Source organism: Acidovorax sp. sic0104 (assembly GCF_019219095.1).
GTDB lineage: Bacteria > Pseudomonadota > Gammaproteobacteria > Burkholderiales > Burkholderiaceae_C > Acidovorax.
On sequence record NZ_JAHUWH010000026.1, the window covers coordinates 1 to 26,513 of the forward strand.

General features: G+C 68.0%; 21 protein-coding genes and 1 pseudogene. 11 read left to right on the plus strand and 11 right to left on the minus strand.

Going from position 1 to position 26,513, the window contains the following annotated elements; all coding sequences use genetic code 11:
• Window positions 1–1,348: hypothetical protein (locus KW835_RS24960; protein ID WP_218387419.1), on the minus strand; the 1,348-nt coding region annotated here is incomplete at its 3' end.
• A 273-nt stretch (window positions 1,349–1,621) separates the two neighbouring features.
• Here KW835_RS24960 and KW835_RS24965 point away from each other — a divergent pair.
• The 4 genes from KW835_RS24965 (at window position 1,622) to KW835_RS24980 (ending at window position 5,296) form a co-directional block, all read left to right on the plus strand.
• Entirely contained in the window at window positions 1,622–3,967 is a 2,346-nt protein-coding gene (locus tag KW835_RS24965; protein ID WP_218387421.1) for an NADP-dependent malic enzyme, read from the plus strand.
• A gap of 155 nt (window positions 3,968–4,122) precedes the next feature.
• Window positions 4,123–4,530: a ribonuclease domain-containing protein gene (locus KW835_RS24970; protein WP_218387422.1), complete on the plus strand. Its 408-nt coding sequence runs from the start codon at window positions 4,123–4,125 to the stop codon at window positions 4,528–4,530.
• Between the two features lie 140 nt (window positions 4,531–4,670).
• Window positions 4,671–5,096 carry a barstar family protein gene (locus KW835_RS24975; protein WP_010464776.1) on the plus strand — a complete coding sequence of 142 codons (426 nt, stop codon included), beginning with the start codon at window positions 4,671–4,673 and terminating at the stop codon, window positions 5,094–5,096.
• Entirely contained in the window at window positions 5,075–5,296 is a 222-nt protein-coding gene (locus tag KW835_RS24980) for a hypothetical protein (RefSeq protein WP_218387424.1), read from the plus strand. Before KW835_RS24975 ends, KW835_RS24980 begins: the two co-directional genes overlap by 22 nt.
• 460 nt (window positions 5,297–5,756) lie before the next feature.
• On the opposite strand, the gene rsmA is transcribed toward KW835_RS24980, so the two are convergent.
• Genes rsmA through KW835_RS24995 form a run of 3 tightly spaced genes read right to left on the minus strand, consistent with a single transcriptional unit; the run spans window position 5,757 to window position 10,525 of the window.
• Window positions 5,757–6,536 (minus strand): 16S rRNA (adenine(1518)-N(6)/adenine(1519)-N(6))-dimethyltransferase RsmA, encoded by a 780-nt coding sequence (gene rsmA, locus KW835_RS24985; RefSeq protein WP_218387426.1) that lies wholly within the window; start codon window positions 6,534–6,536, stop codon window positions 5,757–5,759.
• A 13-nt stretch (window positions 6,537–6,549) separates the two neighbouring features.
• A complete protein-coding gene (locus KW835_RS24990; protein ID WP_218387428.1) occupies window positions 6,550–7,962 on the minus strand; it encodes a peptidylprolyl isomerase in 1,413 nt (470 codons plus the stop codon).
• Window positions 7,963–7,999: 37 nt separating this feature from the next.
• Entirely contained in the window at window positions 8,000–10,525 is a 2,526-nt protein-coding gene (locus KW835_RS24995; protein ID WP_370633688.1) for an LPS-assembly protein LptD, read from the minus strand.
• On the opposite strand from KW835_RS24995, the gene KW835_RS25000 reads away from it, so the two are divergent.
• The 4 genes from KW835_RS25000 (at window position 10,524) to KW835_RS25015 (ending at window position 15,140) form a co-directional block, all read left to right on the plus strand.
• Window positions 10,524–11,702: an aminoglycoside phosphotransferase family protein gene (locus KW835_RS25000; RefSeq protein WP_218387430.1), complete on the plus strand. Its 1,179-nt coding sequence runs from the start codon at window positions 10,524–10,526 to the stop codon at window positions 11,700–11,702. The genes KW835_RS24995 and KW835_RS25000 overlap by 2 nt on opposite strands.
• An 83-nt stretch (window positions 11,703–11,785) precedes the next feature.
• On the plus strand, window positions 11,786–12,550 hold the full coding sequence (locus tag KW835_RS25005) for a 16S rRNA (uracil(1498)-N(3))-methyltransferase (protein ID WP_218387432.1): 765 nt from the start codon (window positions 11,786–11,788) through the stop codon (window positions 12,548–12,550).
• 236 nt (window positions 12,551–12,786) lie between these two features.
• Window positions 12,787–13,881, plus strand: a complete 1,095-nt coding sequence (locus KW835_RS25010; RefSeq protein ID WP_218387434.1) for a diguanylate cyclase domain-containing protein — start codon at window positions 12,787–12,789, stop codon at window positions 13,879–13,881.
• A 467-nt stretch (window positions 13,882–14,348) separates the two neighbouring features.
• Window positions 14,349–15,140 (plus strand): SOS response-associated peptidase, encoded by a 792-nt coding sequence (locus KW835_RS25015; protein ID WP_218387441.1) that lies wholly within the window; start codon window positions 14,349–14,351, stop codon window positions 15,138–15,140.
• A 7-nt stretch (window positions 15,141–15,147) separates the two neighbouring features.
• On the opposite strand, the gene KW835_RS25020 is transcribed toward KW835_RS25015, so the two are convergent.
• On the minus strand, window positions 15,148–16,200 hold the full coding sequence (locus KW835_RS25020; RefSeq protein ID WP_218387443.1) for a U32 family peptidase: 1,053 nt from the start codon (window positions 16,198–16,200) through the stop codon (window positions 15,148–15,150).
• A gap of 217 nt (window positions 16,201–16,417) precedes the next feature.
• Window positions 16,418–16,889: pseudogene (locus KW835_RS27005) on the minus strand (peptidase U32 family protein); the annotation flags it as partial.
• Window positions 16,890–17,201: 312 nt separating this feature from the next.
• Here KW835_RS27005 and KW835_RS25030 point away from each other — a divergent pair.
• Complete coding sequence (locus KW835_RS25030) at window positions 17,202–18,407, plus strand: MFS transporter (RefSeq protein WP_218387445.1); 1,206 nt, start codon at window positions 17,202–17,204, stop codon at window positions 18,405–18,407.
• Here the strand turns inward: KW835_RS25030 and KW835_RS25035 are convergent.
• Window positions 18,322–19,275: a LysR substrate-binding domain-containing protein gene (locus tag KW835_RS25035; protein ID WP_218387447.1), complete on the minus strand. Its 954-nt coding sequence runs from the start codon at window positions 19,273–19,275 to the stop codon at window positions 18,322–18,324. The two genes, KW835_RS25030 and KW835_RS25035, sit on opposite strands and share 86 nt — an antisense overlap.
• 200 nt (window positions 19,276–19,475) lie before the next feature.
• Between KW835_RS25035 and KW835_RS25040 the strand changes: the two genes are divergently transcribed.
• Together KW835_RS25040 and KW835_RS25045 are read left to right on the plus strand one after the other, a co-directional pair.
• A complete protein-coding gene (locus KW835_RS25040) occupies window positions 19,476–20,837 on the plus strand; it encodes a M20/M25/M40 family metallo-hydrolase (protein WP_218387449.1) in 1,362 nt (453 codons plus the stop codon).
• A 296-nt stretch (window positions 20,838–21,133) separates the two neighbouring features.
• A complete protein-coding gene (locus KW835_RS25045) occupies window positions 21,134–21,616 on the plus strand; it encodes a YidB family protein (RefSeq protein WP_218387451.1) in 483 nt (160 codons plus the stop codon).
• Window positions 21,617–21,659: 43 nt separating this feature from the next.
• Here the strand turns inward: KW835_RS25045 and KW835_RS25050 are convergent, their stop codons facing one another.
• The 4 genes from KW835_RS25050 to otnI form a co-directional block, all read right to left on the minus strand.
• Complete coding sequence (locus KW835_RS25050) at window positions 21,660–22,529, minus strand: alpha/beta hydrolase (protein ID WP_218387452.1); 870 nt, start codon at window positions 22,527–22,529, stop codon at window positions 21,660–21,662.
• A gap of 116 nt (window positions 22,530–22,645) precedes the next feature.
• Complete coding sequence (locus KW835_RS25055) at window positions 22,646–24,118, minus strand: M20 family metallopeptidase (protein WP_218387454.1); 1,473 nt, start codon at window positions 24,116–24,118, stop codon at window positions 22,646–22,648.
• Window positions 24,119–24,270: 152 nt separating this feature from the next.
• Entirely contained in the window at window positions 24,271–25,512 is a 1,242-nt protein-coding gene (locus KW835_RS25060; RefSeq protein ID WP_218387456.1) for a GGDEF domain-containing protein, read from the minus strand.
• A 127-nt stretch (window positions 25,513–25,639) separates the two neighbouring features.
• On the minus strand, window positions 25,640–26,473 hold the full coding sequence (gene otnI / locus KW835_RS25065; RefSeq protein WP_218387458.1) for a 2-oxo-tetronate isomerase: 834 nt from the start codon (window positions 26,471–26,473) through the stop codon (window positions 25,640–25,642).
• Window positions 26,474–26,513: the final 40 nt, after the last annotated feature.

Consider the following 26,513-nt stretch of genomic DNA (forward strand, 5'->3'; position numbering starts at 1 on the left):
CATTGGCTGCAGTGGTGAAGGTGACGTTGCTGCCCGCGACAAAGGTGTTGATGTTGCTGGCCGAACCGGTCAGTGTCAGGGCCGTGGCTGTGCCGCCCACGGTCACACCGCCGCCGCTGGTGGCCGCCAGCGTGCCGCCGGACACCGACAGCGTGGCAGTCACGCTGCTGCTGCCCGCATCCACATCCGAGAAGCTGATGCCGGTCAAGGCGGTGGCCACATCTTCCGTGACGGAAATGGTCGCAGGCACTGTGGCCACAGGGGCGTCGTTGGAGGGCGCCACCGACACCGTGGACGCGATGCTCAGCGATGTGGAGTTGTTGCTGGCCCCGTCGTCAGTGACCTGGGTGATCGTCACCACGCGGTTGGCGCTGCCCGGGTTGTCGCTGGTATTGCCATAGGTGATGCCGTCAATCAGCGTACCCATCTGGGTTGCATCACGGCCCATGCCAGCCACGGTGACGGTGGCCGTGCCAGCGGCCACCGCAACACTGTAAGTGCCGCCCCCGGCCAATGACCCTGAGTTGTTATGGCTCAGCCCCACGCTGGTGCCACCGATGGTGAGGCTTTCCGCCGCGCCATTGCTGACGCCGCTTACCGTGAACGTGACGCTCGTGAAGGTTTGGCCGCTGTCGTTGGCGTTGGCCGTGACGCCATTGAACACATCGACAGCGCTGCCGTTTTCGGTGAAGGCCGGGTTGACGGCGGTGGCCGAGAGGCTGGGAGCGACGGCGGGGATGGGCGCGAAGTCGAGGTTGTCGAGTTCAATAACCAACTCGGTTCCTGAGAAGGTGAAGCTCGTGATGCCCTGCGCCGCCGCATTGCCGGTCCCATTGAACTGGACGATAAAACCACCGTTTGTGGGTGAATATGTCCCGATCGTTTCACCCCGGTTGTTCGTCAAGGTGACGTTGGAAGACGGGGCAGGTCCGCCGATGGCGGCACCGTTGTAGATCATGAAACTGATGCCCGCGAGGCTGAACGGGCTGCCATCGACCGCCGAGATGGTGAGGCTGGACAGCCCGTACTGGCTGTTGTTACCTGCATCCATGTCGAGAATCAGTTCGTTGGTGCTGGTGCCCTGGGGGTTGCTGAGCGTGCTTCCCTTAACGATCTTGCTGCTGTAGGAACCACTGCCCACCAGCACATAGCGAAGCCCGTCCAGATCGAAGGTGTTACCGGACAAGACCAGATCCGTCGCGTTGTCGTCGAAATTCTCATCCATCGGAATGGCCATGGTGTACACCTCTTCATCTGTAAAAAATGGGCTTTTCAGCTTATCCAGCCATCGCGGAAAGCTACTGAATTCATAGCTACAAAGAGCCTGTTCAATCGCAGCACGCACCATATGTGTGCCTCGGACACCAACGCTTTTATCAGACCGTTGCCAAATGTTAATAAAAATTTGCGCTGCTCGGCATTTGATAGCTCCGGCCTATTGATTGATTTGCATGCAAATCAGTCACAACTCAAGCACCCGGATAAGCAGATTCGCTTACTAGGGTTTTTACCGGCCTCGTCCTACAATCGCGGACCCTTACAAAGCTGACAACCCGCCGCAGCCCGCTGCAGCACGGTTTTTTGCCCCCATCCTGACGACCGACCGAGTTGGAGACCTTGAATGCCCGAGAACACCACGGCCCAGAACAACAACAACGAATCCGACAAGCGCGCGCAGTTGCGCCGTGCCGCTCTCGAGTACCACGAGTTTCCCAAGCCCGGCAAGATCGCCATCGCAGCCACCAAGCAGATGGTCAACCAGCACGACCTGGCGCTGGCCTACTCGCCCGGCGTGGCTGCCCCCTGCGAGGAAATCGTCAAGGACCCGGCCAACGCCTTCCGCTACACGGCGCGCGGCAATCTGGTGGCCGTGATCACCAACGGCACCGCCGTGCTGGGCCTGGGCGACATCGGCGCGCTGGCCTCCAAGCCGGTGATGGAAGGCAAGGGCGTCCTGTTCAAGAAGTTCGCGGGCGTGGACGTGTTCGACATCGAGATCGACGAGAAGGACCCCGCCAAGCTGGTGGATGTGATCGCAGCGCTGGAGCCCACCTTCGGTGCCGTCAACCTCGAAGACATCAAGGCACCTGACTGCTTCTATGTGGAGCGCGAGCTGCGCAAGCGCATGAAGATCCCCGTCTTCCACGACGACCAGCACGGTACGGCCATCACCGTGGCGGCAGCCATGGTCAACGCCCTCAAGGTGGCGGGCAAGAAGATCGAGGACGTGAAGCTGGTCACCAGCGGCGCGGGCGCGGCGGCGCTGGCCTGCCTGAACCTGCTGCTCAAGGTGGGCGTGCAGCGCAAGAACGTGTTCGTCACCGACCTGGCGGGCGTGGTGTATGAAGGCCGCGAAGAGCTGATGGACGACGACAAGCGCCAGTTCATGCAGAAGACCGACGCGCGCAAGCTGGCCGAAGTGATTGCCGGCGCCGACGTGTTCCTGGGCCTGTCGGCCAGCAACGTGCTCAAGCCCGAGATGGTGGCCACCATGGCCGAGCGCCCTGTGATCTTCGCGCTGGCCAATCCCAACCCCGAAATCATGCCCGAGCTCGCTCACAGCGTGCGCAGCGACATCATCATGGCCACGGGCCGCTCGGACTACCCCAACCAGGTCAACAACGTCCTGTGCTTTCCGTACATCTTCCGCGGCGCGCTGGACAGCGGCGCCACGACCATCACCGATGAGATGGAAATCGCCGCGGTGCACGCGATTGCCGAGCTGGCCCAGGCCGAGCAAAGCGAAGTGGTGGCCGCAGCGTACGTGGGCGAGAAGCTGTCGTTCGGGCCCGAGTACCTGATCCCCAAGCCGTTCGATCCGCGCCTGATGATGAAGATCGCCCCGGCCGTGGCCCAGGCAGCTGCCGACAGCGGCGTGGCGCAGCGCCCCATCTCCGACATGGACGCGTACCGCGACCGTCTGCAGGCCTTCGTCTACGCTTCCGGCACGACGATGAAGCCCATCTTCGACGCGGCCCGCACCGCCGCACGCAAGCGCGTCGCGTATGCCGAGGGCGAGGAAGAGCGCGTGCTGCGCGCCGCGCAGATCGTTGTGGACGAGCGCGTGGCGCGCCCCACGCTGATCGGCCGCCCGGCCATCATCGCCCAGCGCATCGAGAAGTTCGGCCTGCGCCTTAAGGAAGGCGTGGACTACGACGTGGTCAACACCGACTTCGACCACCGCTACCGCGACTTCTGGCAGACCTACCACCGCATGACCGAGCGCAAGGGCATCACCCAGCAGGTCGCCAAGATCGAGATGCGCCGTCGCCTCACGCTGATCGGCGCGATGATGCTTCACAAGGGCGAGGTGGACGGACTGATCTGCGGCACCTGGGGCACCACGGCCAACCACCTGCTGTACATCGACCAGGTGATCGGCAAGCACGCGGGCGGTGCCGACAGCACCGAGCAGGACGTGCCGGTGTACGCCTGCATGAACGGCCTGATGCTGCCCGGCCGCCAGGTGTTCCTGGTGGACACGCACGTGAACTACGATCCCACGCCCCAGGAGCTGGCCGAGATCACCGCGCTGGCCGCCGAGGAGATGATGCGCTTTGGCTTCAAGCCCAAGGCCGCGCTGCTGTCGCACTCCAACTTCGGCACCAGCAACAACCCCAGCGCCGTCAAGATGCGCCAGACGCTGGAATTGCTGCGCCAGCAGGCGCCGTGGCTGGAAGTGGACGGCGAAATGCACGGCGACGTGGCGCTGGACGGCAAGGCCCGCGCGGCCGTCATGCCCGGCAGCGAACTGACCGGCGATGCCAACCTGCTGGTGTTCCCCAACATCGATGCCGCCAACATTGCCTACAACCTGCTCAAGACGGCGGCGGGCGGCGGTATCGCCATCGGCCCGGTGTTGCTGGGCGCCGCCAAGCCGGTCCATATCCTGACGCCGAGCGCCACCGTGCGCCGTATTGTGAACATGACGGCGCTGACCGTCGCCGATGCCAACGCGTTGCGATAAGTCACGAAACGATAGCAAGCGCTAACTCATTGCGCTTGCCACCCCCTTTAGCGTCTGCCCAATCTTTGTGCAGACGCTTGCTTTTTGGGGGCTGTTGAGTCACACTAGCGGGTCGAAATTTCGGGTTAACCCGTAGTTTCTGAAAGGTTTCGTTGATGCTGAAGGCTGTAGGCACCCGGGCGCGCAAAGCAGGGGTTTTGTGTGTGTTGGGTGTTGTGTTCGTGCTGTCCCCGGTTGCGGGGCACGCCCGGAAATCCCCGTCCACAGACGGGTCCATCACCCCCATTGCACTGGCCGAGCTGCCGCCCCAAGGGCGCGCAACCTATGCGCTGATCCATGAGGGCGGGCCGTTTCCGTACGACAAGGATGGATCGGTCTTCGGCAATCGCGAGCGGCTGTTGCCCGCCCACAAGCGGGGCTACTACCGCGAGTACACCGTCAGAACGCCAGGATCGCGCGACCGGGGAGCCCGGCGCATAGTGTGTGGCGGCGCGCCCCGAACCCCGGATGCGTGCTACTACACCAGCGACCACTACGCCAGTTTCCGCGAGATCGCCAAATGACCCCCGTTGCGGCGCACGCCTGCCAAATGAAACTTGGCAACCTGCACCGTATCCCATTGAATTCCCCCATCGCAGGCCGGCCCTCGCAGCCCCGCGAAATGCCAGAAGTTTGTGGACTTTATAAAGAAAGAGTAGCGGAGATGCAGACGCCACTTCGTAAAGACCTGGAAACGCCACTGCGTGGCGTGCGCACCAACATCGTGCAGTCGATCCGCGCCTTCCGCGTGCAGGATCTGCAGGATGCAGCCACCTCCATGGGACACCATTTCTTGTACGCCAACCTGGCCCACGCGCAGTCCAAGCAGGATGTGCTGGATCTGATTGCCGGGCAATTCACCTTTCCGTCGCACTTTGGCAAGAACTTTGATGCGCTGTACGACTGCATGACGGACCCGTTGCACAAATCGGGCCCGCAGCCGGGCTTCATCGTGGTGCTGGAGCAGATCCCCGCCACGGGCAAGTTCGACAAGGAAGCGCGCGAGCAATTGCTCGACATCTTCCGCGACGCAGCCGACTACTGGGGCGACCGCAAGATCCCCTTCCGGTGTTTCTATTCTTTTCTGTAGCCCGTTCTGCATCCACCAGCCAAGCAGAACGGGCGAATGAGGCTACCGATACCGCCAGCGGCGTCGAAGGCATCGAGATCACGGCTGCCGCCGACGCGACGGCCGAGAAGATGCCCACGGACAAACTCGTGGACGTCTCGCCCATGGCCTTGCGCATGAGCAGCCCCTTCAATTCGGGGTACTGGCTCAGCGCAGCCTGAATCCGGTACATCCCCCGGAGGCGCTGCGCCTCGGTGCGTCCGCCAGAGGCGGCCGCTCTTCGTGGCCGTCCAACCCTGCGCAGGCAGGCATGGAGCCTGCGGCCTCAGCCCCTTCTCTCGAACGGCTGCGCCGTTCGGGAAGGGGGACGACACCGGTGGACTGGCAAAGTCAGATCCACGGTGTCACTTGTCTGGGGCAGCGCCAGTTGCGGGGTCAGTGACGGTTCGAATCGGCAGGAGTGATTGCAGCGTGGCCTGATTCAGACCTGTCGATGCGCGAGCGACGGGTGATGGCAACCCGGCATTTCGCACTTGGCACGTTGCATCGCCTCGGGAAAACGCAACGCGGGCCAGTCTTCCCTCCGCTCGGCACGCGGGCCGCTTGAGGCGCCCAGACTCTCCCCAATACTGATCAAATTGGCCGCTATTGCTTTCCCAGCAAGCACCAGCAGCTATCAATCTAAGAGCACGCCTGTGCCAGAGCCACGTACTCGGCCACGGGCACTTCCTCGGCCCGGCGCTGGGTGTCGAAAGTACCGGCGAACTGGCGGGCTTCGAGCCAGCGGCCCAGCGTGTGGCGCAGCAGCTTGCGGCGCTGGCTGAAGGCGACCTGCACCAGTTCTTCCAGCAAAGGCACCGACAGTGGCGCGGGCTCGGCGTGGGGAACCATGCGCACCACGGCGCTGTCCACGCGCGGGGGCGGATCGAAACTTTCGGGCGGCACGAACAGCACGTTCTCCATGGCGTAGCGCCACTGCAGCATCACCGACAACCGGCCGTAGTCTCCCGTGGCGGGGCTGGCCACCATGCGGTCGATCACTTCCTTTTGCAGCATGAAGTGCTGGTCCTCGATGACCTGCACGTGCTCGAGCAGGTGGAACAGGATGGGCGTAGAGATGTTGTAGGGCAGGTTGCCCACCACGCGCAGGCGCAGGTCGGCTCGGCCAGCCTTGGCGCGGAACTCCTCTGCCAACTGCGTGAAGTCGACCTTGAGCACGTCGGACTCGATCACGTCGAGCTGTCCGTGCAGCCGAAGGCGCAGGGCCAGGTCGCGGTCGAGCTCGATCACGGTCAGCCGGCCCAGACGCTCCACCAGCGGCTGCGTGAGCGCGGCGAGGCCCGGCCCGATCTCGACCATCGGGTCGCCCGGCCGCGGGGCGATGGCATCGACGATGCCGTCGATGATGCCGTGGTCGGACAGAAAGTGCTGCCCGAAGCGCTTGCGGGGTATGTGTTTCATTGCCACAGCCGCATCACTGGGGCGGCTCGCGGTACTCGACGTAGGCGCGGCCACGCAGCTCCTGCGCCCAGGTGGCGTAGGCCTCGTCGAGCTTCTTCTCGCGCACGGTGTCGCGCGCCATCTCGCGCTGTTCGCGCTGGGTGAGCTTGGCCTCGCGGCGCTCCAGCAGCTGGATCAGGTGCACGCCGAAGCGCGAGACCAGCGGCTCGCTGATGTCGCCGGGCTTCAGGGCATTCATGGCCTGCTCGAATTCGGGGACGTAGCGGCCGGGGTTGGCCCAGCCCAGGTCGCCGCCTTCCTTGGAGCTGCCGTCCTGCGAATGCTCACGCGCCAGAGCCGCGAAGTCGGCCTGCCCCGCCAGCACGCGGCGGCGGTAGTCGGCCAGCCGCGCGGCGGCCGCGGCTTCGGTCAGCTGGGGGCTGGTGCGCAGCAGGATGTGGCGGGCATGGCTTTGCGTCACGGTGGTGGGAACGCCTGCGGTGACGCGTTCGACGACCTTGAGCACGTGAAAGCCCGCGGGCGAGCGCACGGGCCCGACGATGCCGCCCACCGGCACGGCCAAGGTGGAGTTCACGAACAGCTCGGGGTAGCGATCGGCCGGGCGCAGGCCCAGCAGGCCGTTGTTGCGCTGGCCTTCGGGGGCATCCGAGAGCTCGCGCGCCACGGCGGCGAAGTCCTCGCCGGCGCGCACGCGGTCGGCGGCGCGCTGGGCACGTGCCTGGCGCTCCGCCACCTGCACGGGGCTGGCGTTCTCGGGCACGACGACCAGCACGTGGCCCAGGTTGATTTCCATGGATGCGACGTCCGTGCCCTTTTGCTGGTCGCGCAGGTACTGATCGATGTCCAGGTCGGTGACCTTCACGCGGGCTTCCACCTCGCGCTCACGCAGGCGCTGCTGCAACAGCTGGTTGCGCAGTTCTTCGCGGAAACGGTCGCGGCCCATGCCGTCACGGCCGAGGCGTCGGTACAGCTCGTCGGTGGTCATGTTGTTCTGTCGGGCCACGCCCTGCTCGGCCTGCGAGACGGCGAAGTCGTCGACCTTGATGCCGGACTCCTTGGCCTGCTGAAGCTGTGCACGCTCGACGATGAGGCGCTCGAGCACCTCGCGCGCCAGCACGTCGCGCGGGGGCACGTTGCCGCCCTGCTGCGCCAATTGCGCCTCCGCACGGGCCAGGCGGGAGCGCACTTCGTTGTTGGTGATGGGCTCGGAGTTCACCACCGCGACGATGTAGTCGGCCGCCCGCGTACCGGCGCTGGCGGTGCTGCCTTCCGGCGGCAGGGTCACCGAGGGCGCCGCCGAAGGGCGCGACAGCCCCATGCCCGCAGGCGCGGCACCCGAAGGCCGCAGGCCCTGCGCGGCGGCGCCTTGCGCCATGAGGGAAACCAGGGCGGCCGCCAAGGCCAGTGCAAATGCTCGTTGGTTCATGGTGTGGAGCGTGTGAGGTACCAGGCGCCGACAGCGCCTAGTCGTAGTTGGTGAAACGGCTGGGCGTACTGACCTGCTCGCGCAGGTACTGATAACGCGGCACATGTTGCTTGAAGGTCTCGAGCGGGCTGGAGCCCAGGCTCAGGCGGGAGAAGCCCACGAATTCCACCTGGAAGAGCAGGCGGGTGTTGGCCGTGGCCACGCCGCTTTGCAGGCGTTCGAGCACCACACGGCCGATCCAGCAGCAGCTGTCGTATTCCAGGCCCACCACGGTGTCCACGAGTTTGCGGTCCTGCAGGCTGTAGTTCAGTCGGCCCACGGTGTACCAGCGCCCGCCGCCCTGGCCTCGGCCCGGGCCCAGGTCCTTGCCTTTGTCGCCCCACAGGTCGTTCAACGGCCACTGCCAGCCGATGTCGATCTGCTCGCTGGTGCCGCGCTGCAGGCGATAGGCCGCACTCACGGTGCGGTAGTTGCCTGGGCTGTAGCGCGCGCCGATGGTCGAGCGGATGGAGCGGCCGGTCTTGGGGTTGTACTGCACGGTGGAGTCAAAGCCCCACTGCGGCGTCCAGGTGATACCCGCACCCAGCAGCACGTCCGAAAGACGCTCGCTCACGGGCGCAACCCCCGGCAGCGTCACCTGCTGGTCGGAGAAGCGCACACGCTGCGCGATGCCGAAGCGCGCGGCCTCGGCGCCGGAGTTGGGGTCCAGCAGGCGGGTGCTCACGCCCAGCGTGAGCAGGTTGTTGTCCGCGATGCGGTCGTTGCCACCGAAGGCGTTCTCGGTGTAGATGGTGGCGAAGTTGAAGTCGTTGGCGGCCGTGTCGTACACCGGCAGGCGGCTCTGATCGCGGTAAGGCGTGTAGGTATAGAAAGCGCGTGGCTCCAGCGTCTGCAGGAAGGCACGGCCGAAATACGAGGTGTCGCGCTCGAACACCAGACCGCTGTCCAGGCTGAAGGTGGGCAACGTGCGGCTGGCAGAGCGACTGCCGTTGGTCAGCGCGGTGTCGAACTGGTACGTGGTGGCGTGCAGCTGCAGGCGCGGCGTGACGAAGCCTCCGGGCGCGAGGAACGGCCGGCTGATCTGCGCCATGGCGTACGCACGGTCGGCGTTGGGCTGATTGGTCAGCGCGCGGGCCGCTTGAAAGCGCGTGGTATCGAGTTCGACCGTGGCGTCGAAGCCGCCGCCCAGCTGCGAGGGCATGTAGCGCCACTGCATCTGGGGCATGCGGTCATACGGCGGCACGATGGGCGAATTCACGTCCTGCAGCGTCTGCCACTTGAGGGTGCGCACCGCGGCACTCATGTCGTTCGCCGCCCAGGACAGGCTGGCATCGCCGGGAAGCAGGCGCTGGCGCAGCGGCTCGGAGGCCCGGCCAAAGTCGCGCCAGTAGTTGTCATCGCTCACGCGGTTGACATTGATGTTGAGCCCCACGCCGCCGATACCCGTGTCCAGCAGCCCCTGGTGCTGGCCCGAAAAGCTCCAGCGCATGCGGTCACGCAGGCGGTCGCCGGGCATCACGTCGCCGCTGATCTGCCCATGGTAGGTGGGCTCCAGGTAACGGAACTCGCCGCCCAGGTTGGCGCCGCGCTTGGTCATCAGGGCCGCACGCAGCGTGGCGTCGCGGTTGGGGGCGATGTTCCAGTAATAAGGCTGCGAATAGGCCACGCCATCGCGGCTGTCCAGGCCGATGGTGGGCGGCAGCAGACCCGACTTGCGCTTGTCCGACAGCGGGAAGGTGATGTACGGGATGGGGAGCAGGGAGACGCCCTTGAACTCCAGCACCGCATCCTCGGCCGTGCCCACGGACTCTTCGTTGTCGATGCGGATGGTGGCGGCCCGCAGCACCCAGTCGGGCTGCCAGTTGGCCTCGTCGTCGCGCTGGCAGGTGGTGTACGTGGCGTTGTGAACCACCGCGCGGTCCTTGTCGATGAAGTCCACGCGGGTGGATTCGCCGTGCGCCTGGGTGGCCAGGAAGCGGTAGCGCGCGTCGCTGAAGAAGCCTTCGAACGCATCCACACGCAGCTCCAGCGCCGTGCCCTCGTACACATTGCCCGCGCGGTTGATGCGCACCTGGCCCCGGGCCTTGGCCAGGTCCTGGGGCACGTCGTAGTCCAGCCGGTCGGCGCGAATCACGGTGTCCCCGCGGCGCAGCTCGGCATTGCCTTCGATGACCGCATTCAGGTCGGTCTGGCCACTGATGTGGTCGCCGCGCACGAACACCGGCAGCTGTGTGCGCACGGCGTCCGGGATCTTTTCCTGCAGCAGGGGCGAGCTGCGCAGCGCGGGTGGTTCGTCCCAGGCGCTGGGCGATGCGGCCGTGCCCGCCTGCGCCAGCGCTGAAAACGGCAGCCCGCACCAGGCAAGGGCCACACCGTAGGCGAGGGCGCGGGGGACGGGCGGACGCAGTCGTGCGGCCTTTGCCGTGGCGGGCCGGGTCCGGATGGAAGGGGTCTGCACGGAAGGGGGCTGGCTGCGTGGCACGGAGGGGCGGTGGGCAGAGGGCTGTGAAAGAAGGCCGCTCCAGGCAGACCTGGGAGCGGTTTGTAAAATCGGATTATCCATGAGCCACCCATCCTCTTCATTGCCCGCCGCCGCCGCTGCCTCTGCAGCCGGCCCGGCCCCCGCTGCCTTTGCCGTGACATGGCCCGATGCGGCCCGCCAGGCGGCCTTCGAGGCCTGGCTTGCGCCGCTGGCAGGAACCCACCAGTTGCTGCCCCATACCCTGCGCCCCGCTTCGGCGGACGCCAGCTTTCGGCGCTACCTGCGCATCGACAGCGCCACCGGTGCCAGCCGCATCGTCATGGACGCACCGCCCGACAAGGAGAATTGCAGCCCCTTCGTCCACGTCCAGGGCCTGCTGGCCGCCGCGGGCCTGCACGTGCCGCAGATCCTGGCCTGGGACGAGCCCGGCGGCTTCATGCTGCTGTCCGACCTCGGCCACCAAACCCTGATCGAACTGCTGGACCCCGCCCGACCCGACCAGGCCTTTGCGTGGTACCAGCAGGCCACCGATGTGCTGCTGGACTGGCAGATGGCCTCGCGGCCCGGCGTGCTGCCCGCCTACGACGAAGCCCTGCTGCGCCGCGAGCTGGCGCTGTTCCCGGACTGGTACCTGGCCCGGCACCGCGGCGTCACGCTGGACGCCACACAGCAGGCCACTTTGCAGGCAGCGTTCGATGCCATCGTGGCGCATAACCTTGCCGCGCCCAGCGTGTACGTGCACCGCGACTTCATGCCCCGCAACTTCATGGCTCCCCCGGGTGCGCAGGGGCAACTCGCGGGCAGCCTCGCCACACCTGCAGACGGCCCCCTGGGCGTGCTGGACTTCCAGGACGCGGTCTACGGCCCCATCACCTACGACATCGCCAGCCTGCTGCGCGACGCCTTCATCAGCTGGGAAGAAGAGTTTGTCATCGACATTACCGTGCGTTACTGGGAAAAGGCGCGCAAGGCCGGCCTGATGGGCGCCAACAGCGCCAGCGGCTGGGGCAATGACTTCGGCGAGTTCTACCGCAGCGTGGAATGGATGGGCCTGCAGCGTCACCTGAAGGTCGCGGGTATCTTTGCGCGACTGACCCTGCGCGACGGCAAGCCCAAGTACCTGGCCGACACGCCGCGCTTCATGGCCTACATCCGCGCCACGGCCAACCGCTACCGCCAGCTGGGGCCTCTGCTCAAGATGCTCGACCAGATCGAGGGCACGGAGCCGGCTGTCGGGTTCGCCTACGGGCGCATGTAGGCTGGCCGAGCACCCCGAACAAGCATCAAATCAGCCTTTGGCGCTTACACAGCAAGCGCAAGAAGCTACCAAATAGATAGCATATGCCCCGCTTTCACTGCCCGGAAGCCCTGATCACCGGGGCCGAACTGGACCTGCCCCCCGGCGCCGCGCGACACGTGCAGGTGCTGCGCCTGCAGCCGGGGGACGGCATCACGCTGTTCCACGGCGGCCAGCGCGCGCAAGACCCGGGCGGCGAATTCGACGCCACCGTGCTACGCATGGGACGCAGCGATGTGCGCGTGGTGGTGGGCGCCCACCACGCCATCGAGCGCGAGGCGCCGCGCGCGGTGCACCTGCTGGCGGGCATCACCGCCAACGACCGCATGGACTGGCTGGTGGAAAAGGCCACCGAACTGGGCGTGGCCAGCATCACCCCGCTGACGGCCGAGCGCAGTGTGCTCAAGCTCAAGGGCGAGCGCGCCGACAAGAAGATCGCCCACTGGCAGGCCGTGGCCGTGGCCGCGTGCGAACAATGCGGGCGCAACCGCGTGCCCGTGGTGCACGATGCGGTCGACCTGGCCGGATGGGTGCGTGCGCAGGGCCTGACGGCAGGCGTGCCGGATGCCTCTGCCAGTGCGCCACAGCGGCTGCTGCTGTCCCTGCGCGCCGGCACGGCACCGCTTCGCAGCGCGGTGGAGCCTCATGGTGAACGGGCGGTGGTCTTCCTTTCGGGTCCGGAAGGCGGGCTGAGCGCCGCCGAGGAAGAGCTTGCGCTGCAGCACGGATTCGCGCCCACCACGCTGGGCCCGCGCGTGCTGCGCGCCGAGACAGCTCCGCTGGCCGCCCTGGCCGCGCTCACGCTGTAGGCCTGAACGCGCACCCTGCGTCATCCTGCCCTGCGGGCCTGTACGCCCCGCAGGCCGGGGCCTAGAATGAACCGGCAACGAACCCGCCGCAGGCACTGATCCTCTCCGGACTGTTTGTTGCACCGTGCCTGGCGCGGTCCTTGGGTCCTGTCAGGAGCTTCGATTTGCGCGCACCGTCACGCTGGAAACGCTTGAGGGATGTGGTTCTCTCCACCGACCCCCGTCGCCGCACGCTGATGAGCGTTGCCCTGCTCGCGCTGGTGCTGATGGGCGCCAGCTCGGGCGTGATGCTGCTGGTGGCAGCTGCCAGCGACTCGGCGAACGCGTCCGCCGTGCGATGGTGGGCAGCCATCTCGGTCGGAGGACTTGCCGTGATGACGGGCTTCATCCGATCCGGCCAAACCTCTCGCCTGGCCGACCCGTCCCTGACAGTGCCGCAGATGGTCTGGACCATCACCAGCGGCGCCGTGGCGTATGTGCTGGCAGGCGAAGCGCGCGGCATCGTGCCCAGCGTGCTGGCGATGATTCTGTTCTTCGGCACCTTCGGCTTGACAGTCGCCGAGGTGATCGGCATTGGCGTGTATGCGCTGCTGGCCTTCAGCTGCGCCGTGGCGGCCACCACGCGGTTCAGCACCTCGCCGTTCGGCTACCTGGACACCGCCTATGCGCTCATGGTGCTCATCGTGCTGGGCGGCAGCATCGCGCTGAACCTGCGCATCCAGCGCATCCGGGCGCGGCTGAGCGAGCAGCGGCAGGCCCTGGCCCAGGCACTGGCCGTGAACCGCGAGCTGGCCACCCGGGACGATCTCACCGGCCTGCCCAACCGCCGCGCCATGCAGGACCTGATGAACCTGGAGCACCGCCGCAGCCTGCGCAGCGGCCGCCCGCTGCTGATCGCGGAGCTGGACATCGACCACTTCAAGCGCATCAACGACAGCCACGGCCACGCCACCGGCGACCGGGCTCTGCAGGCCTTCGCCGGCGTGGTGCGCGCCAGCGTGCGCGACACCGACGTGCTCGGCCGCTGGGGCGGCGAGGAATTCCTGCTGATGCTCTCGGACACCGACCCCGACGACGCGCGCGAGCTGCTGGAGCGTGTGCGCCTGGCCGTGGCCGCGATGGAGATCCCGCACCCGGAGGGCAGCCTGCACATGACGCTCTCGGCAGGCCTCGCACTGCACCTGCCGGGCGACACGGTGGAGCTCACGCTTGAGCGCGCCGACCAGGCGCTGTACACCGCCAAGTCGCTCGGGCGCAACCGCATCGTCGTAGCCCCCGCAGGCTCGCGTCTGGGCAAGGGCCCCGGGCAGGCGCACGGCGTGCGCGCCTGAGGGCACCGGGAGGCCACGCCTCATTCTTCTCTCTCGTCGAGCCTGTTCTGCGCTGTCAGGCCAGGCGCGCGGCGCCGCCCGCATCTGCTGCGGCGTCGTGAAGAATGCCGCCAGCTCGCTGCGCCCCTCCCGCGCCCGGCGCAGCGCGCGGCCCCCGGTCCAGAGAGCGGCCGGCCCATGGCCTCGGTCAGCGGCGCTTGGTCAAGAGGGGTCAGGCACGTGCCCGGCTCGTCGACCTGCAGCGTGGGCAGAAAGAGGTTCCACAAAACTTCCTCCCGGGCATGCGCCTTGAGGTCCTGCAGGAGCGGCGGGGGCAATCGCCCGCTTGTGCGCAGGCATGCGCCAGGACGGCACCCTGCCGCAGTTGCCTTCTCAAGCTACGATTTTCATAGCTGACAGCGCTTGAACGACGAGCGGTAGACGGCATTTTCATGACCAGACCATCGGGCGCCCGGTACCATTGCGCCATGAGCACGCACTACGAAACCCTGCACCCCGCCGACACTTACCGCGAGGCGTTTGCAGTGGAGCCCCCCGCCGCACCGGGCGAGCGCCATCTGTGGCCGCGCAAGCCGGGCGGTTTCATCGTCCATGCGGCCACAGCAGCAGCGATTGCGAACCCGCCGGCTGCGGCTGCACCGGAGCAGCCTGCGCCGGCCCTGGACGGACGCGGTGTTGGCGAAGGAGAACGTGCGGGTGGCACCGAAGAGCGCGCCCCCACGGCCCGCGTCTTCGTACCCGCGCAATGGGGCCTGGTGCCCCACTGGGTCAAATCGGCATCGGACGCGAAGCTGCGCGCCCCCAAGCTCGCGCACGCCAAGTCCGACCTTGCCTCCACCGGCACCGCCTTCCGAGACGCATGGCTGAACGGCCAGCGCTGCATCGTGCCCCTGCAGGCGTTCTTCGAGGACGACTGGCGCAGCGGCAAGGCAGTGCCCACGCGCATCGCCCGCGTGGATGGCAGGCCCATGGGCCTGGCGGGCCTCTGGGCGCGCTGGCAGGGCGCCGACGGCGAAGTCATCGTGAGCTACTGCCTGCTCACGCTGAACGCCAACAACCATGCGCTGCTCAACCGCTACGGGCCTCCAGGCGGCGAGAAGAGCATGCCCGCCATCCTGAACGAAGGCGCCTACGACGCCTGGCTCACCGCCCGCCACGACAAGGCCAAGGAGTTCATGCGCCAGTACGCCGCACAGAAGCTCACGGCCAACCCCGTGGAGAAGAAGGCCGACAAGGTGCCCAAGGGGTGGCTGGGCTAGGGCCTGTTCAGCGGGGCCCACGCGGCGGGGTCCTGATGGAGCTGGAGCAGGTGTCGGATGAAGGAAAGGCGGTGGTGGTGACGCGCTCTTCGCCGTGTGCCGCGGGCACCGTTGAGGCACGGCGTGCGGCGGGGTGGCCCGAGCCTCCCTGCTCCAGGCCCGGGCGGCCCCACCAGTAGCCGTCGCAGGGCAGGTCGGGCATGAGGGGCTGCATGCGCTGCACGTAGTCCTCTGCGGCGCCCGGCACCGCAGTGTCGTCCCGCTGGGCACGCCGCGCCCCGTCGAACAGCGCGATGATCTCGGCCATGTGCTGCGCCTGCGGGCTCAGGCGCACCACGTCCACGCCGCTGGTGCGCAGGCCCGCCATGTCGTTGGCCAGGTTGTAGACGCGGGCCGACTGCGTCTGCGTGCCGTTGAGCACGAGGAAGCCCTCGCTCTCGCGCGTGCGCAGCGGCAGGCCGTCGGCATGCTGCAGGCAGCTGAACTGGCAGTCGTCCTTGGGCAGGTTGCGGTGGCGCGCGGTGAAGCAGCGGGCCGAGTACGCCAGCGGCATGCGGCCGTAGGCGAACACCTCGGTCTCCAGCCCCTCGGGCCGCTGTGCGAGCACCGCGGACAGGGCCTGTCGCGACATCTCCAAAGGCATCACCCAGCGGGTGGCGCCGAACTGCGCCATCCACTGCAGCGAGTGTGCGTTGTACAGGTTCAGGTGCGGACCGGCGACGAAGGCTTGTGGACCGGTGTCTGTGCGCGAGAGGCAGTGCACCGCCCCCATATCGTTGGCCTCGACCATGAAATCGCCGTTGGCCGTGATCTTGTGCAGCAGGCTCACGTCGACGCTGGACTCGATGAGCACCTGCGTGGACAGCACGGCCTGCTTGCCGGCGCCCTGCAGCATGCGCGCCAGGGCCTGCCAGTCAGCCAGGCGCACCTCGTGGCGCCGTGTGCACACGGTCTCGCCCAGGTAAACCACGTCAAGCGCCGTGGCGGCCATGGCCTCGTAGAACGCGAACACGGCCTCGCGCGGCCAGTAGTACAGCAGGGGACCGAGGGAGAGTTTCATGACGAAAAGTCCAGATGTGATTCGCGGGCGCTGTTCGCATGGCGGGCCACCACGGCTGCGCAAGGGCGTCCGCCCCGTCCCGCCCGTTCGGGCGGAGCCTGTCGCAGCCGTGTGCAGGACCTAGGCAGGCTCCGCGTGATCGGTTGGAATGGGTGCATGGCAAGTGAAGAACGGGCCGCAGCGCACGCGTGGGTAGGTGATCGCAATGCCTTCGCATCCAGGGCCGGTGGCAGGCCCCGAGCGTGTGCTGCTGGCCCTCGGCCACCAGGTCCAGCCGGGACATCCAGCGGGTCTTGCGCGCATGGCGCAGCGGGCTGGCCAGGCAGTGGTCGATGGCTTCGCGCCAGACCTGGGTGACCTGGGCCACGCAGGCGGGGCTGCGCCGGCGGCCTTCGATCCTGATGGCGCGCACGCCCATCTTCAGCAGCTCGGGCAGCAGCTCCGGGGGGTTGAGGCTGGTGGGCTCTTGCAGCGCGCAGTAGTTCTCGTCGCCGCCCACGTCGCGCCGGCCCTTGCACAGCGTGGGGGTGGCCCGCGTTCTCGGCGGCACCGCAGCGGTCGATGAGGATGCCGTTCGGGCGCGACTCCAGGCCGCGCGGCGTTTCCTTCCAGCGCACGTCCTTCGCCGGCAAGCACGCGCCATGGGTGTTGGACGACCCGCCAGTGGCGTACGAAGGCAGCGCGCATCGCGCAGGCCCAGGCAAACGCAAGGGGCGCCGTTGTCGACCGCTGCACTGAGCGCGGGCAGGCAGCCGGCGGGGCACACGAGTTCGAGGGCCGGTGCGGCCGCTGCGGGTTTGCGGAGGTCCATCACTCAGGTTCCAAGGCAGGCTCCGCTGCGGAGCCCAAGCACTGGCACGCACCATACCCACGGCGCTCCGCGCGCCGGCTGATCTTCATCAACCGGCGTGCACAATGCCAGAGCAATGCGCTCGGGCGTTGATCCGATCCCGCCCGAAGCCCCGCCCGTCCCCTCACCCCCATCACCGCCCCCTGTCACCGTGAACAAGAACCTGTGGCTGCTGGCCCTGTGCCAGGGTCTTTTTCTGACCAACAACGTCGTCTTTATCGCCATCAACGGCCTGGTGGGGCTGCAACTGTCACCCTTTGGCTGGATGGCGACGCTGCCCGTGATGGGCTACGTGGTGGGCGCAGCCCTCTCGACCCCGCTGGTGGCGCGCACGCAGGCGCGCTGGGGGCGGCAGGCGTCGTTCCAGATCGGGCTGGCGGTGGCCATCGCGTCGTGCGCGCTGTGCGCCTGGGCGGCCTTCAGCGCCAATTTCTGGCTGCTGTGCGCCGCCACCTTGCTGGCCGGCTACTACAGCGCCAACGGCAGCCTGTACCGCTTTGCCGCTGCCGAGCTGACCGCTCCGGACTACCGCGAGAAAGCCGTGTCGCTGGTGCTGGCGGGCGGCCTGCTGGGCGCCGTGGCCGGGCCCAACCTTGCCAGCGCCACGCGCACGCTGTTCCCGGTGCCGTTCGCGGGTGCGTACATGGCCCTGATGGGGGTGGCGCTGCTGTCCATGCTGTGCATGGCGGCGATACGGTTCGAGCCCGCCGCGCCGCGCGCGGCCGCAGGCCAGGCCCCTGCGGGCCGCCCGCTCGCCGAACTGATGCGCCAGCCCGTGTTCGTGATCTCCATCCTGGCCGCTGCGCTGAGCTATGGCGTGATGAACCTGCTGATGGCCGCCACGCCGCTGGCCATGCAGGTGTGCGGCTTTGACTTCAATGCGTCTGCCCTGGTGCTGGAGTGGCATGTGATAGGCATGTTCGCGCCGGGCTTCGTCACCGGCCACCTGATCAAGCGCCTGGGCGTGCTGCCCGTCATGGGCGCCGGGGTGCTGCTCAACTTCGCCTGCGTGGCCGTGGCGCTGATGGGCATCGCGCTGCACCACTTCGGCATCGCGCTCTTCCTGCTGGGCGTGGGCTGGAACTTTCTCTTCACCGGCGCGACCACGCTGTCGATGACGGCCTACCGGCCCGAGGAGAAGGACCGCGCGCAGGCTGCCATCAATTTCTGCGTGTTCGGCACGCTGGCGATGAGCTCGTTCGCATCCGGCGTGCTGGTCACCACGCAGGGCTGGGCGCTGCTCAATGCCGGCTCGCTCGTGCCCATCGTGGTCACGGGCCTGGCGCTGGCCTGGCTGGCAGTGCAGCGGCGGCGCGCTGCGCGGGCAGGCCGCCTTGGCTCTGCACCGCAGCCGTGAGCCACTGCACGAACGCATCCACCGCCGGGTCTTCGCGGCGGTCGGGCGCGACAAACAGGCTGTAGCCCCGCGCATCGCTGCCCTGGTGCGGGTGGGCCAGCACCAGCTCGCCAGATTGCAGTTCGCGCTCCACGAAGTAGTGCGGCACCAGGCCCACGCCCAGGTCTGCGCGCACGGCCTCGACGAGCATGGAGAACAGGTCGAAACGGTGGCCACCCAGGCTGTGCGCGGGCACGCGCGTGATGCCGGCGCGGCTGAACCAAGCGTCCCACGCGCCCAGGCGGGAGCTCAGCTGCAGCAGCGGCACGGCGCGAAAGTCGCCGCGCTCCATCGCCCGGCGGTGGCGCGACGCGGGCGCGCACACGGCCACGCAGACCTCACTCATCAGCGGCAGGGGCGCCACGCCGGGCCAGGCCGCGTCGTTGTACTGCACAGCCACGTCAAACGGGATCTCGGCCATGTAGATCTGCGTGGGGTAGACCTGCAGGTGCACGCTGCAGCCCTTGTGCGCGGCCAGGAAGGCTGGCAGGCGCGGCAGCAGCCAGCGCTCGGCGAACACGGGCACGCAGCCCACCAGCAGGCGCGTGCCGTCGGGCCGCTGGGCCATGGCTTCGAGCGTGTGGTTCTGCAGGCGCAGCAGGTCGCCCACGATCTGCGCGTGGTAGCGGCGGCCCACGTCGGTGAGTGTGGAGCCGCGCGCGCCGCGCTGCACCAGCTGAAGGCCGAGCTGGCTCTCCAGCAGGCGCAGCTGCTGGCTCACGGCGCTGTGGGTCAGGCACAGCTCTTCGGCGGCCTTGCTCACGCCGTGGTGGCGCGCCACGGCATCGAAAACAAGCAGAGCACGGGTACTGGGGATGTGGTGGCGCACGGAATCAGGTGTTAGAAAAACTGTCGGCTCGGCAGATTAAAGCAGAACTCCCGCAGCCGAAACGGCCCAACAATTGCATTGCCTTCGGGGCTGAAAGCCGCGCCCGTGCTCCCTATCCGGTGGTCTTGGGCCGTGCGGCAACCGCACCCGTGTCTCTGCAGGCTTCGGCCCTTTTCGCACACCTTTCGTTTTTTCTGACCATGACGCATCCTGCCCGCACACTCCGACTCACCCCTCTGGCCAGCGCCGCAGTCCTGGCGGCCGCCGCCCTGCTGGGCCATGCAGCCCATGCCCAGGGCGCCGTGGCGCCCACCCCCACCACGCTGCGTCCGGCGGTGGACAAGGCCTACACCCAGCTCATGGCCGCGCCGCAGATCGCGCGCCTGCTCGAGGCCGTCAAGGCCGACCATGACCGCGCGACCGAGGACCTCAGGATGCTCACCGAGATCGAGGCGCCTCCCTTCAAGGAGCAAAAGCGTGCCGAGGCGTTCCTTGCACGCCTGAAGGCCCTGGGCCTGGCCAGCGCCGCCATCGATGCCGAAGGCAACGTGGTGGGCATCCGCAAGGGCACGGGCAACGGCCCCAAGCTCGTGATCTCGGCCCACCTGGACACCGTGTTCCCCGCAGGCACCGACGTGAAGGTCAAGGAACGCGACGGCAGGCTGTACGCACCCGGCATCTCGGACAACACGCGCGGCCTGGCCGTGCTGCTGTCGTGGCTCAAGGTACTGAACGACCAGAAGATTTCCACCGTGGGCGACCTGGTGTTCGTCGGCAATGTGGGCGAGGAAGAGCTGGGCAACCTGCGAGGCATGAAGCATTTGTTCAAGGAGCACCTCGATATCGACGGCATGGTGGCGCTGGAGCCCGCGCCCGACGGCACGGTGCTGGTACTGGGCACTGGCAGCCACCGCCACGAGGTGACCTTCAAGGGCCCGGGCGGCCACAGCTACGCGGCTTTCGGCCAGGTGCCCAGCGCCATCCACGGCATGGGCCGCGCGATCGCCAAGATCGCCGAGATCCGCACGCCCACCACGCCCAAGACCACCTTCACCGTGGGCACGGTGGGCGGGGGCACGTCGGTGAACACCATCGCGCCCGATGCGCGCATGGCGGTGGACATCCGCTCCGACGAGATGGCGCCGCTGCTGGCCACCGAAAAGCAGGTGCTGTCGGCCATCGATGCCGCCGTGGCCGAAGAAAACGCGCGCTGGAGCGTGAACACGCTCACCGCATCGACCAAGCTCATCGGCGACAGGCCCGGTGGCCGCACGGCGGCGGACTCGGTGATCGTGGAGGCTGCCGTGCGCGCCAACACCGCGTTCGGTCGCACCACGGTGCTGGGCGGTGCAAGCACCGACGCCAATGTGCCGATGTCGCTGGGCATCCCGGCCATTGTGATCGGGGGCGGCGGCAAGACCGGCGGCTTCCATGCGCTGTCGGAGTGGATCGACCTGACCGACGCCTGGAAGGGTGCGCAGACCTCGCTGGTCACGGTGCTGGGCCTGGTGGGTGTGCAAGGCGTGAGCGAACCGCTTTTGGAAAAGCGCCAGAGAAAGTAACCCCCTGAGCGGCTTCGCCGCTTCCCCCAAAGGGGGACGCCGCCAGCGGGGCGGGGCGGCCCTTGCGCGGCGGCACTGGCTTGGGCCGCGCCGGTGTCGACGGGCGTGCGCGGACAGGGGTGCCGCCGTTGTGTTGCTGAACCAACGCAACCCGTTCGGGCTGAGCCTGTCGAAGCCAGGGCGCGGCGCCGCCAGCCATGCAGGGCGAGGGAGCGCTGAATTCACCTTTGTTGACACAGGGCGCCCGCTCAACTGCGTAACATCTGTCTTTTGTTTTTCTTGCGCAGGAGATCGCCATGGGCTTGCTCGATTCCGTCTTGGGTGCCGTCATCAACAACGCGTCGCAGGGCGGCGCACAGGGCCACGGGGGCGAAGGCGCGGCCGGTGGGCTGGGCGGGCTGATCAGCCTGGCCGCGCAGAACCCGCAGCTGGTGCAGGCCGTGATGTCCCTGATCAGCAACGACGGGCCCGTGGGTGGGCTGCCGGGCCTGATGGCCAGGTTTCAGCAGGCGGGCCTGGGCAACGTGATCGCCTCGTGGCTCAGTGCCGGACCCAACCAGGCTATATCGGGTGAGCAGCTGTCCCAGGTGCTGGGCAGCGGGCCGCTGTCGCAGATCGCGGCTCAGCTGGGCGTGGGCTCGGGCGCTGCCGCCGGCCAGCTGGCCCAGGTGCTGCCGGGGCTGGTGGACCAGCTCAGCCCCCAGGGCCATGCACCGCAGGGCGGGTTCGGCAATGCCAACGACCTGTTCGGCATGCTGGGCGGTTTGCTTCAAAAATAATAGCTGCCAGCGCTTTCCAGCAGGGCGCTAGAGGCCATTTTTCTCAGATTTTCTTTGGCGGATGGCCTTGCACCAGCCACTGCTGCAGGCGCTCCAACACGGGCTCGGCCAGTTCCGGGCTCTCGTTGAACAGCTCGTGGTAGAGCGGCTCGAAGCAGTGCGGCTGCACCACGGCCTTGGGTGCGGCGGCGGCGAATGCACGGCTGCCGGCGGGGTTGACCAGCCTGTCGCTGCCTGCCCATATCAGCAGCGTGGGCACGCTCCACTGAGCGGCGCGGGCCACGGTGGCCGCGCCGCCTTCGGCAATGAAGCGCGCCAGGCGCGCGCTGATGCGGTCGTGGCACAGCGGGTCGGCCAGGTACGCCGCCACCACGGCGGGGTCGTGCGAGAGGTACTGCGCATCGAGCCCGTTGCCCACGCGCAGGTTGGGTGCGATGCGCGGCAGCGTGGCAAGCAGCAGTTTTTGCACCGCGTTCAGGCCCGCATCCAGCGCCGGTGACGACAGCACCAGCGCATCCACCGGCCGCACGTTCAGAGACACGAAACGCGCCGCGACCAGGCCGCCCATGCTGTGGCCCAGCAGCACCAGCGGCTGGCCGGCAGGCATGCGGGCGCGGGTGGCGTCCACCATGTCGGCCAGGTCATCGAGCAGGCGCGTGTCGCTGGTCAGCCCGCCGCGCGGCCCGCCCGATTCGCCATGGCCGTACTGGTCGTAGCCGCGCACCGCAAATCCCCAGGCGTTGAGCCGTCGCGCCACATGGTCGTAGCGCCCCACATGCTCGCCCAGGCCGTGCACCAGCAGCACGGTGCCGCGGCAGGGCTCGCCCGGCTCCAGCGGCCAGTCCTGGATGGCCAGGTTCTCGCCATCGGCGGCGGTGAAGGTGCACAGGGTCGAGGCGGCGAGTTCGGACATTCGGGAGCTGAGAAGATGAAGGCAAGGCACGGGGATGGGTGCAGCCGGGGTCCAAGCCTGTGCGGCGCTTCGACAGGCCCGGCGTGAACGGGTGGGTGTTCTCGATTCGCGTGGTATCAGGCCGATGCCACCGGCAAGGCCGCGATCACCTGCGCCACCGCCGCCGTGAGCTTCTTGGCGTAGGGCACGTGCAGGAACTCATTGGGGCCGTGCGCGTTGCTCTTGGGGCCGAGCACGCCACAGACCATCATCTGCGCGGCAGGAAAACCTTCGCTGAGCATGTTCATGAGTGGAATGGTGCCGCCCTGGCCGATGTAGCCGCAGGGTGCGCCAAAGTGCGCCTGCGAGGCGTCGTTGAGCGCCTGCTCGAACCAGGGCGTGGTGCTGGGCGCATTCCAGCCCGTGGCGCCGCTCGTGCCCTGGAAGGTGACCCTGGCCTGGTACGGCGCGTTGTCTTCCAGCAGCGCCTTGAGCTCCTGCACAGCCTGGCCGGCATCGACCAGGGGCGGCAGGCGCAGGCTGAGCTTGAAGGCGGTGTAGGGGCGCAGCACATTGCCCGCGTCCTGCAGGGCTGGGAAGCCTTCGGCGCCGGTCACGGACAGCGTGGGCTCCCAGGTGCGCTTGAGCAGGGCCTGCACCGGGTCGGTGGTGGTGGGCAGCGCGAAGGTGGTGGCACCGCCGCAGTCATAGTGCGCCCACGGGAACCGCTTGTAGACCTCGTCGCCGAGGATGGCGGCCGTGGCGCGGGCCTGGCCCAGGCGGTCGGCGGGCACTTCGCAGTGGAAGCTCTGGGGCAGCAGCCGGCCGGTGGCACTGTCTTCCAGCCGGTCGAGCACCTGGCGCATGATGCGGAACGACGAAGGCACCAGGCCCGAGGCGTCGCCGGAGTGGATGCCTTCGGTCAGGATCTCGACCTTGAGCGTGCCCGTGGCCATGCCGCGCAGGCTGGTGGTGAGCCACAGCTGGTCGTAGTTGCCCGCCCCCGAATCCAGGCAGACCACCAGCGCGACGTTGCCCATGCGGGGCTTCAAGGCCTCGATGTAGGGCAGCAGGTCGCGCGAGCCGCTTTCCTCGCAGGTCTCGATCAGGCCCACGATACGCGGGTGGGGCACGTTCTGGCGCTTGAGTTCCTGCACGGCGGCGATGCTGGCGTAGACCGCGTAGCCGTCGTCGGCGCCGCCGCGGCCGTAGAGCTTGCCGTCCTCGTACTTGGGCGTCCAGGGGCCCAGGTCGTTGCGCCAGCCGCTGAACTCGGGCTGCTTGTCCAGGTGGCCGTACATGAGCACGGTGTCGGTGGCGCCCGCCTGGGTGGCGTCGATTTCAAAGAAGAGCACCGGCGTGCGGCCCGGGAGGCGCACCACTTCGAGTTTCAGGCCGGCGACCTTCTGCGATTCGACCCACGCGGCGGCGTTGCGCACCACGGTGTCCAGCAGGCCCTGTTCCGCCCAGTCGGGCGAGAACATGGGCGACTTGGCAGGGATGGCGATGTAGTCGGTGAGCTGGCGAACAATGTCGTCGTCCCACGCCTGGCTGACTCTTTCCAGGGCCAGGGCGGGTTGCAGGGCGTGGGCGGGAATGCGGGCGTTCATGGGGCGGCTCTCCTCGGCAAATGGGATGTCGGTCTCGTGGACCCAAACCCCCATTCCAACACAACCCCCTCACGGGCGCCATCCTGAAAATGCATGCCCCTGAAGTGCCCCGGCAGGCGGCGGGGCGCCGCACCGGCGATGGGCTGCCAGCGTCAGTACCGGGAGGCCGGATGGGTGTCGGGGTTGCTGCGCGGCCCCTGGTCTGCCGGGCGGCGCAGCGTGGTGGCCACCTCCACGCGGTTGCGCCCCTTTTCCTTGGCCTGGTAGAGCGCACGGTCGGCCGCCGCAATCAGCATGTCCCAGCTGTCGCCCGGCTCCAGCCGGCCGCCGAACACGCCGATGCTGACCGTGACCGCGATGTTCACACCTTCGCTGGCCTGCGTGCCGTCGGCCGAGCGGATGCGGCAGCGCGAGTCCGCCACCTCGCGGCACAGTTCGCGCGCCAGCTGTTCGGCGCCCAGCAGGGTGGTGTCGGGCAGCAACACCATGAACTCTTCGCCACCGTAGCGGCCCACCAGGTCCTGCGCCCGCACGCGGGCGCGCAGCACGTTGACGACGTTGCACAGCACCTGGTCGCCGGCGGGGTGGCCATGGCGGTCGTTCACGCGCTTGAAGTGGTCGATGTCCACCATCATCAGCGCTATGGGCTCTCGCGTGCGCACGGCGCGCGAGACGTCGCGGTCCAGCGCGGCGATCAGCGAGCGGCGGTTGGCCACCCCGGTGAGCGGGTCGACCGCGGCCATGATGCGGTTGTTCTCGTCGGCGCGGTCGCGCGCCATGAACACGAAACCCATGGAGCTGATCAGCACCACCGCGAAGGTGCCCATGAAGGTAAGCGTCTGCAGCACGCTGCCCTGCAGGATGCTGGTCGCCACGGCGCTGCCGCTGAGCGCCAGCAGGGCCCGCCCGCCGAGCACCGCTGCCTCCAGCCCCAGACCGGCCACCAGCAGCCACTGCCCGCGCCCCACGGTGGCGTGGCGGCGCTCAAGCGCCGCCGCCAGTGTCCACACAGCCTGCAGGCCGATCAACAGACTCACGAAGCTCACGCGCGCCGCGAAGTTGTCCACGAAGAACAGCACCACCACGGCAACCACCAACGGTGGCGCCAGCAGAAGCACCCAGCGCACCGCACGGCCCTGGAACTGGTAGATCGCCGCGATCATCCCGACGAACACGCAGGACAGCAGCACGTTGCCCACCACCACCGACAGGAGGTCGGGCGCCAGGCCGCGCAGCGCGATGAGGGTGTGCCCGATGGCATTGACCAGCAGAGCAGCCGCCCAGCGCGCCAGGCCGTCGCGCCGCCGCCCCCAGCCCACCACGGCCATGGAGGCCGCCATCATCAGCGAGCTGACGATGATCATTGCCAGCATGGTGGGAACGTGGGCGGCCATGAGTGCTGGAGCGGTATGTGGGAAAGCGATGACCAGCCCAGCATAAACGAAGGTTCACAGCTCTGGAAACGGCAAATGTGCGGGGACACGCAGTGTGCGGGACTGCCAGCCCCGCCAACGGGCGCCGCTACCGGGGTGCCTGTGCGGCGCGCTCCAGCGCGCGATCGCGCCAGCCCAGGCCCTGCGTGGTGCCGGCTGCAGGCCGGTACTCGCAGCCCACCCAGCCGCCGTAGCCCAGGGCATCGAGGGTGTCGAACAGGTACGGGTAGTTCAGTTCACCCGTGTCCGGCTCATGCCGGCCCGGAACGCCAGCCACCTGGACATGTGCCACGCGGCCGGTGGGCAGGTAGCGTTGCAGCTTGGTGGCGACATCGCCTTCGACGATCTGGCAGTGGTAGAGGTCCATCTGCACCTTGAGGTTGCCGGCCTGCACGGCGTCGAGCAGTTCGTGCGCGTGGTCCTGCCGGTTCAGGAAGTAGCGCGGCACGTCGCGCAGGTTGATGGGCTCGATGAGGATCTCGCGGCCCGCGCGGGCGGCCTCGTCGGCGGCCCAGCGCAGGTTGCCCGCGCACAGGGCCTTGAGCGACTCGCGCTCCACACCCGGCGGCACGATGCCCGAGAGCACGTGGATGCGCGGGCAGCCCAGCGCATCGGCGTAGCGCAGGGCCTCCTGCACCCCGGCGCGGAACTCCGCCTCGCGCCCGGGCAGTGCCGCCGTGCCGCGCGCGCCCTGGTCCCAGGCTGCGGCCATGGCCGCAGGGTCGGCACCGCCGGCCGGGGCGTTGAACAGCACCAGCTGCAGGGCGTTGTCCTGCAGCCGCGCCGCGATGTCGGCCGGGGCCCACGCATACGGGAACTGGAACTCCACGGCCCGGAAGCCGTCACGCGCCGCGGCGGCAAAGCGGTCCAGGAAAGGCAGCTCGGTGTACATCAGCGTCAGGTTGGCGGCAAACTGGGGCATGGCGGCGGGGGCAGTGGCGTTCAGGACCCGGCAGCTTATC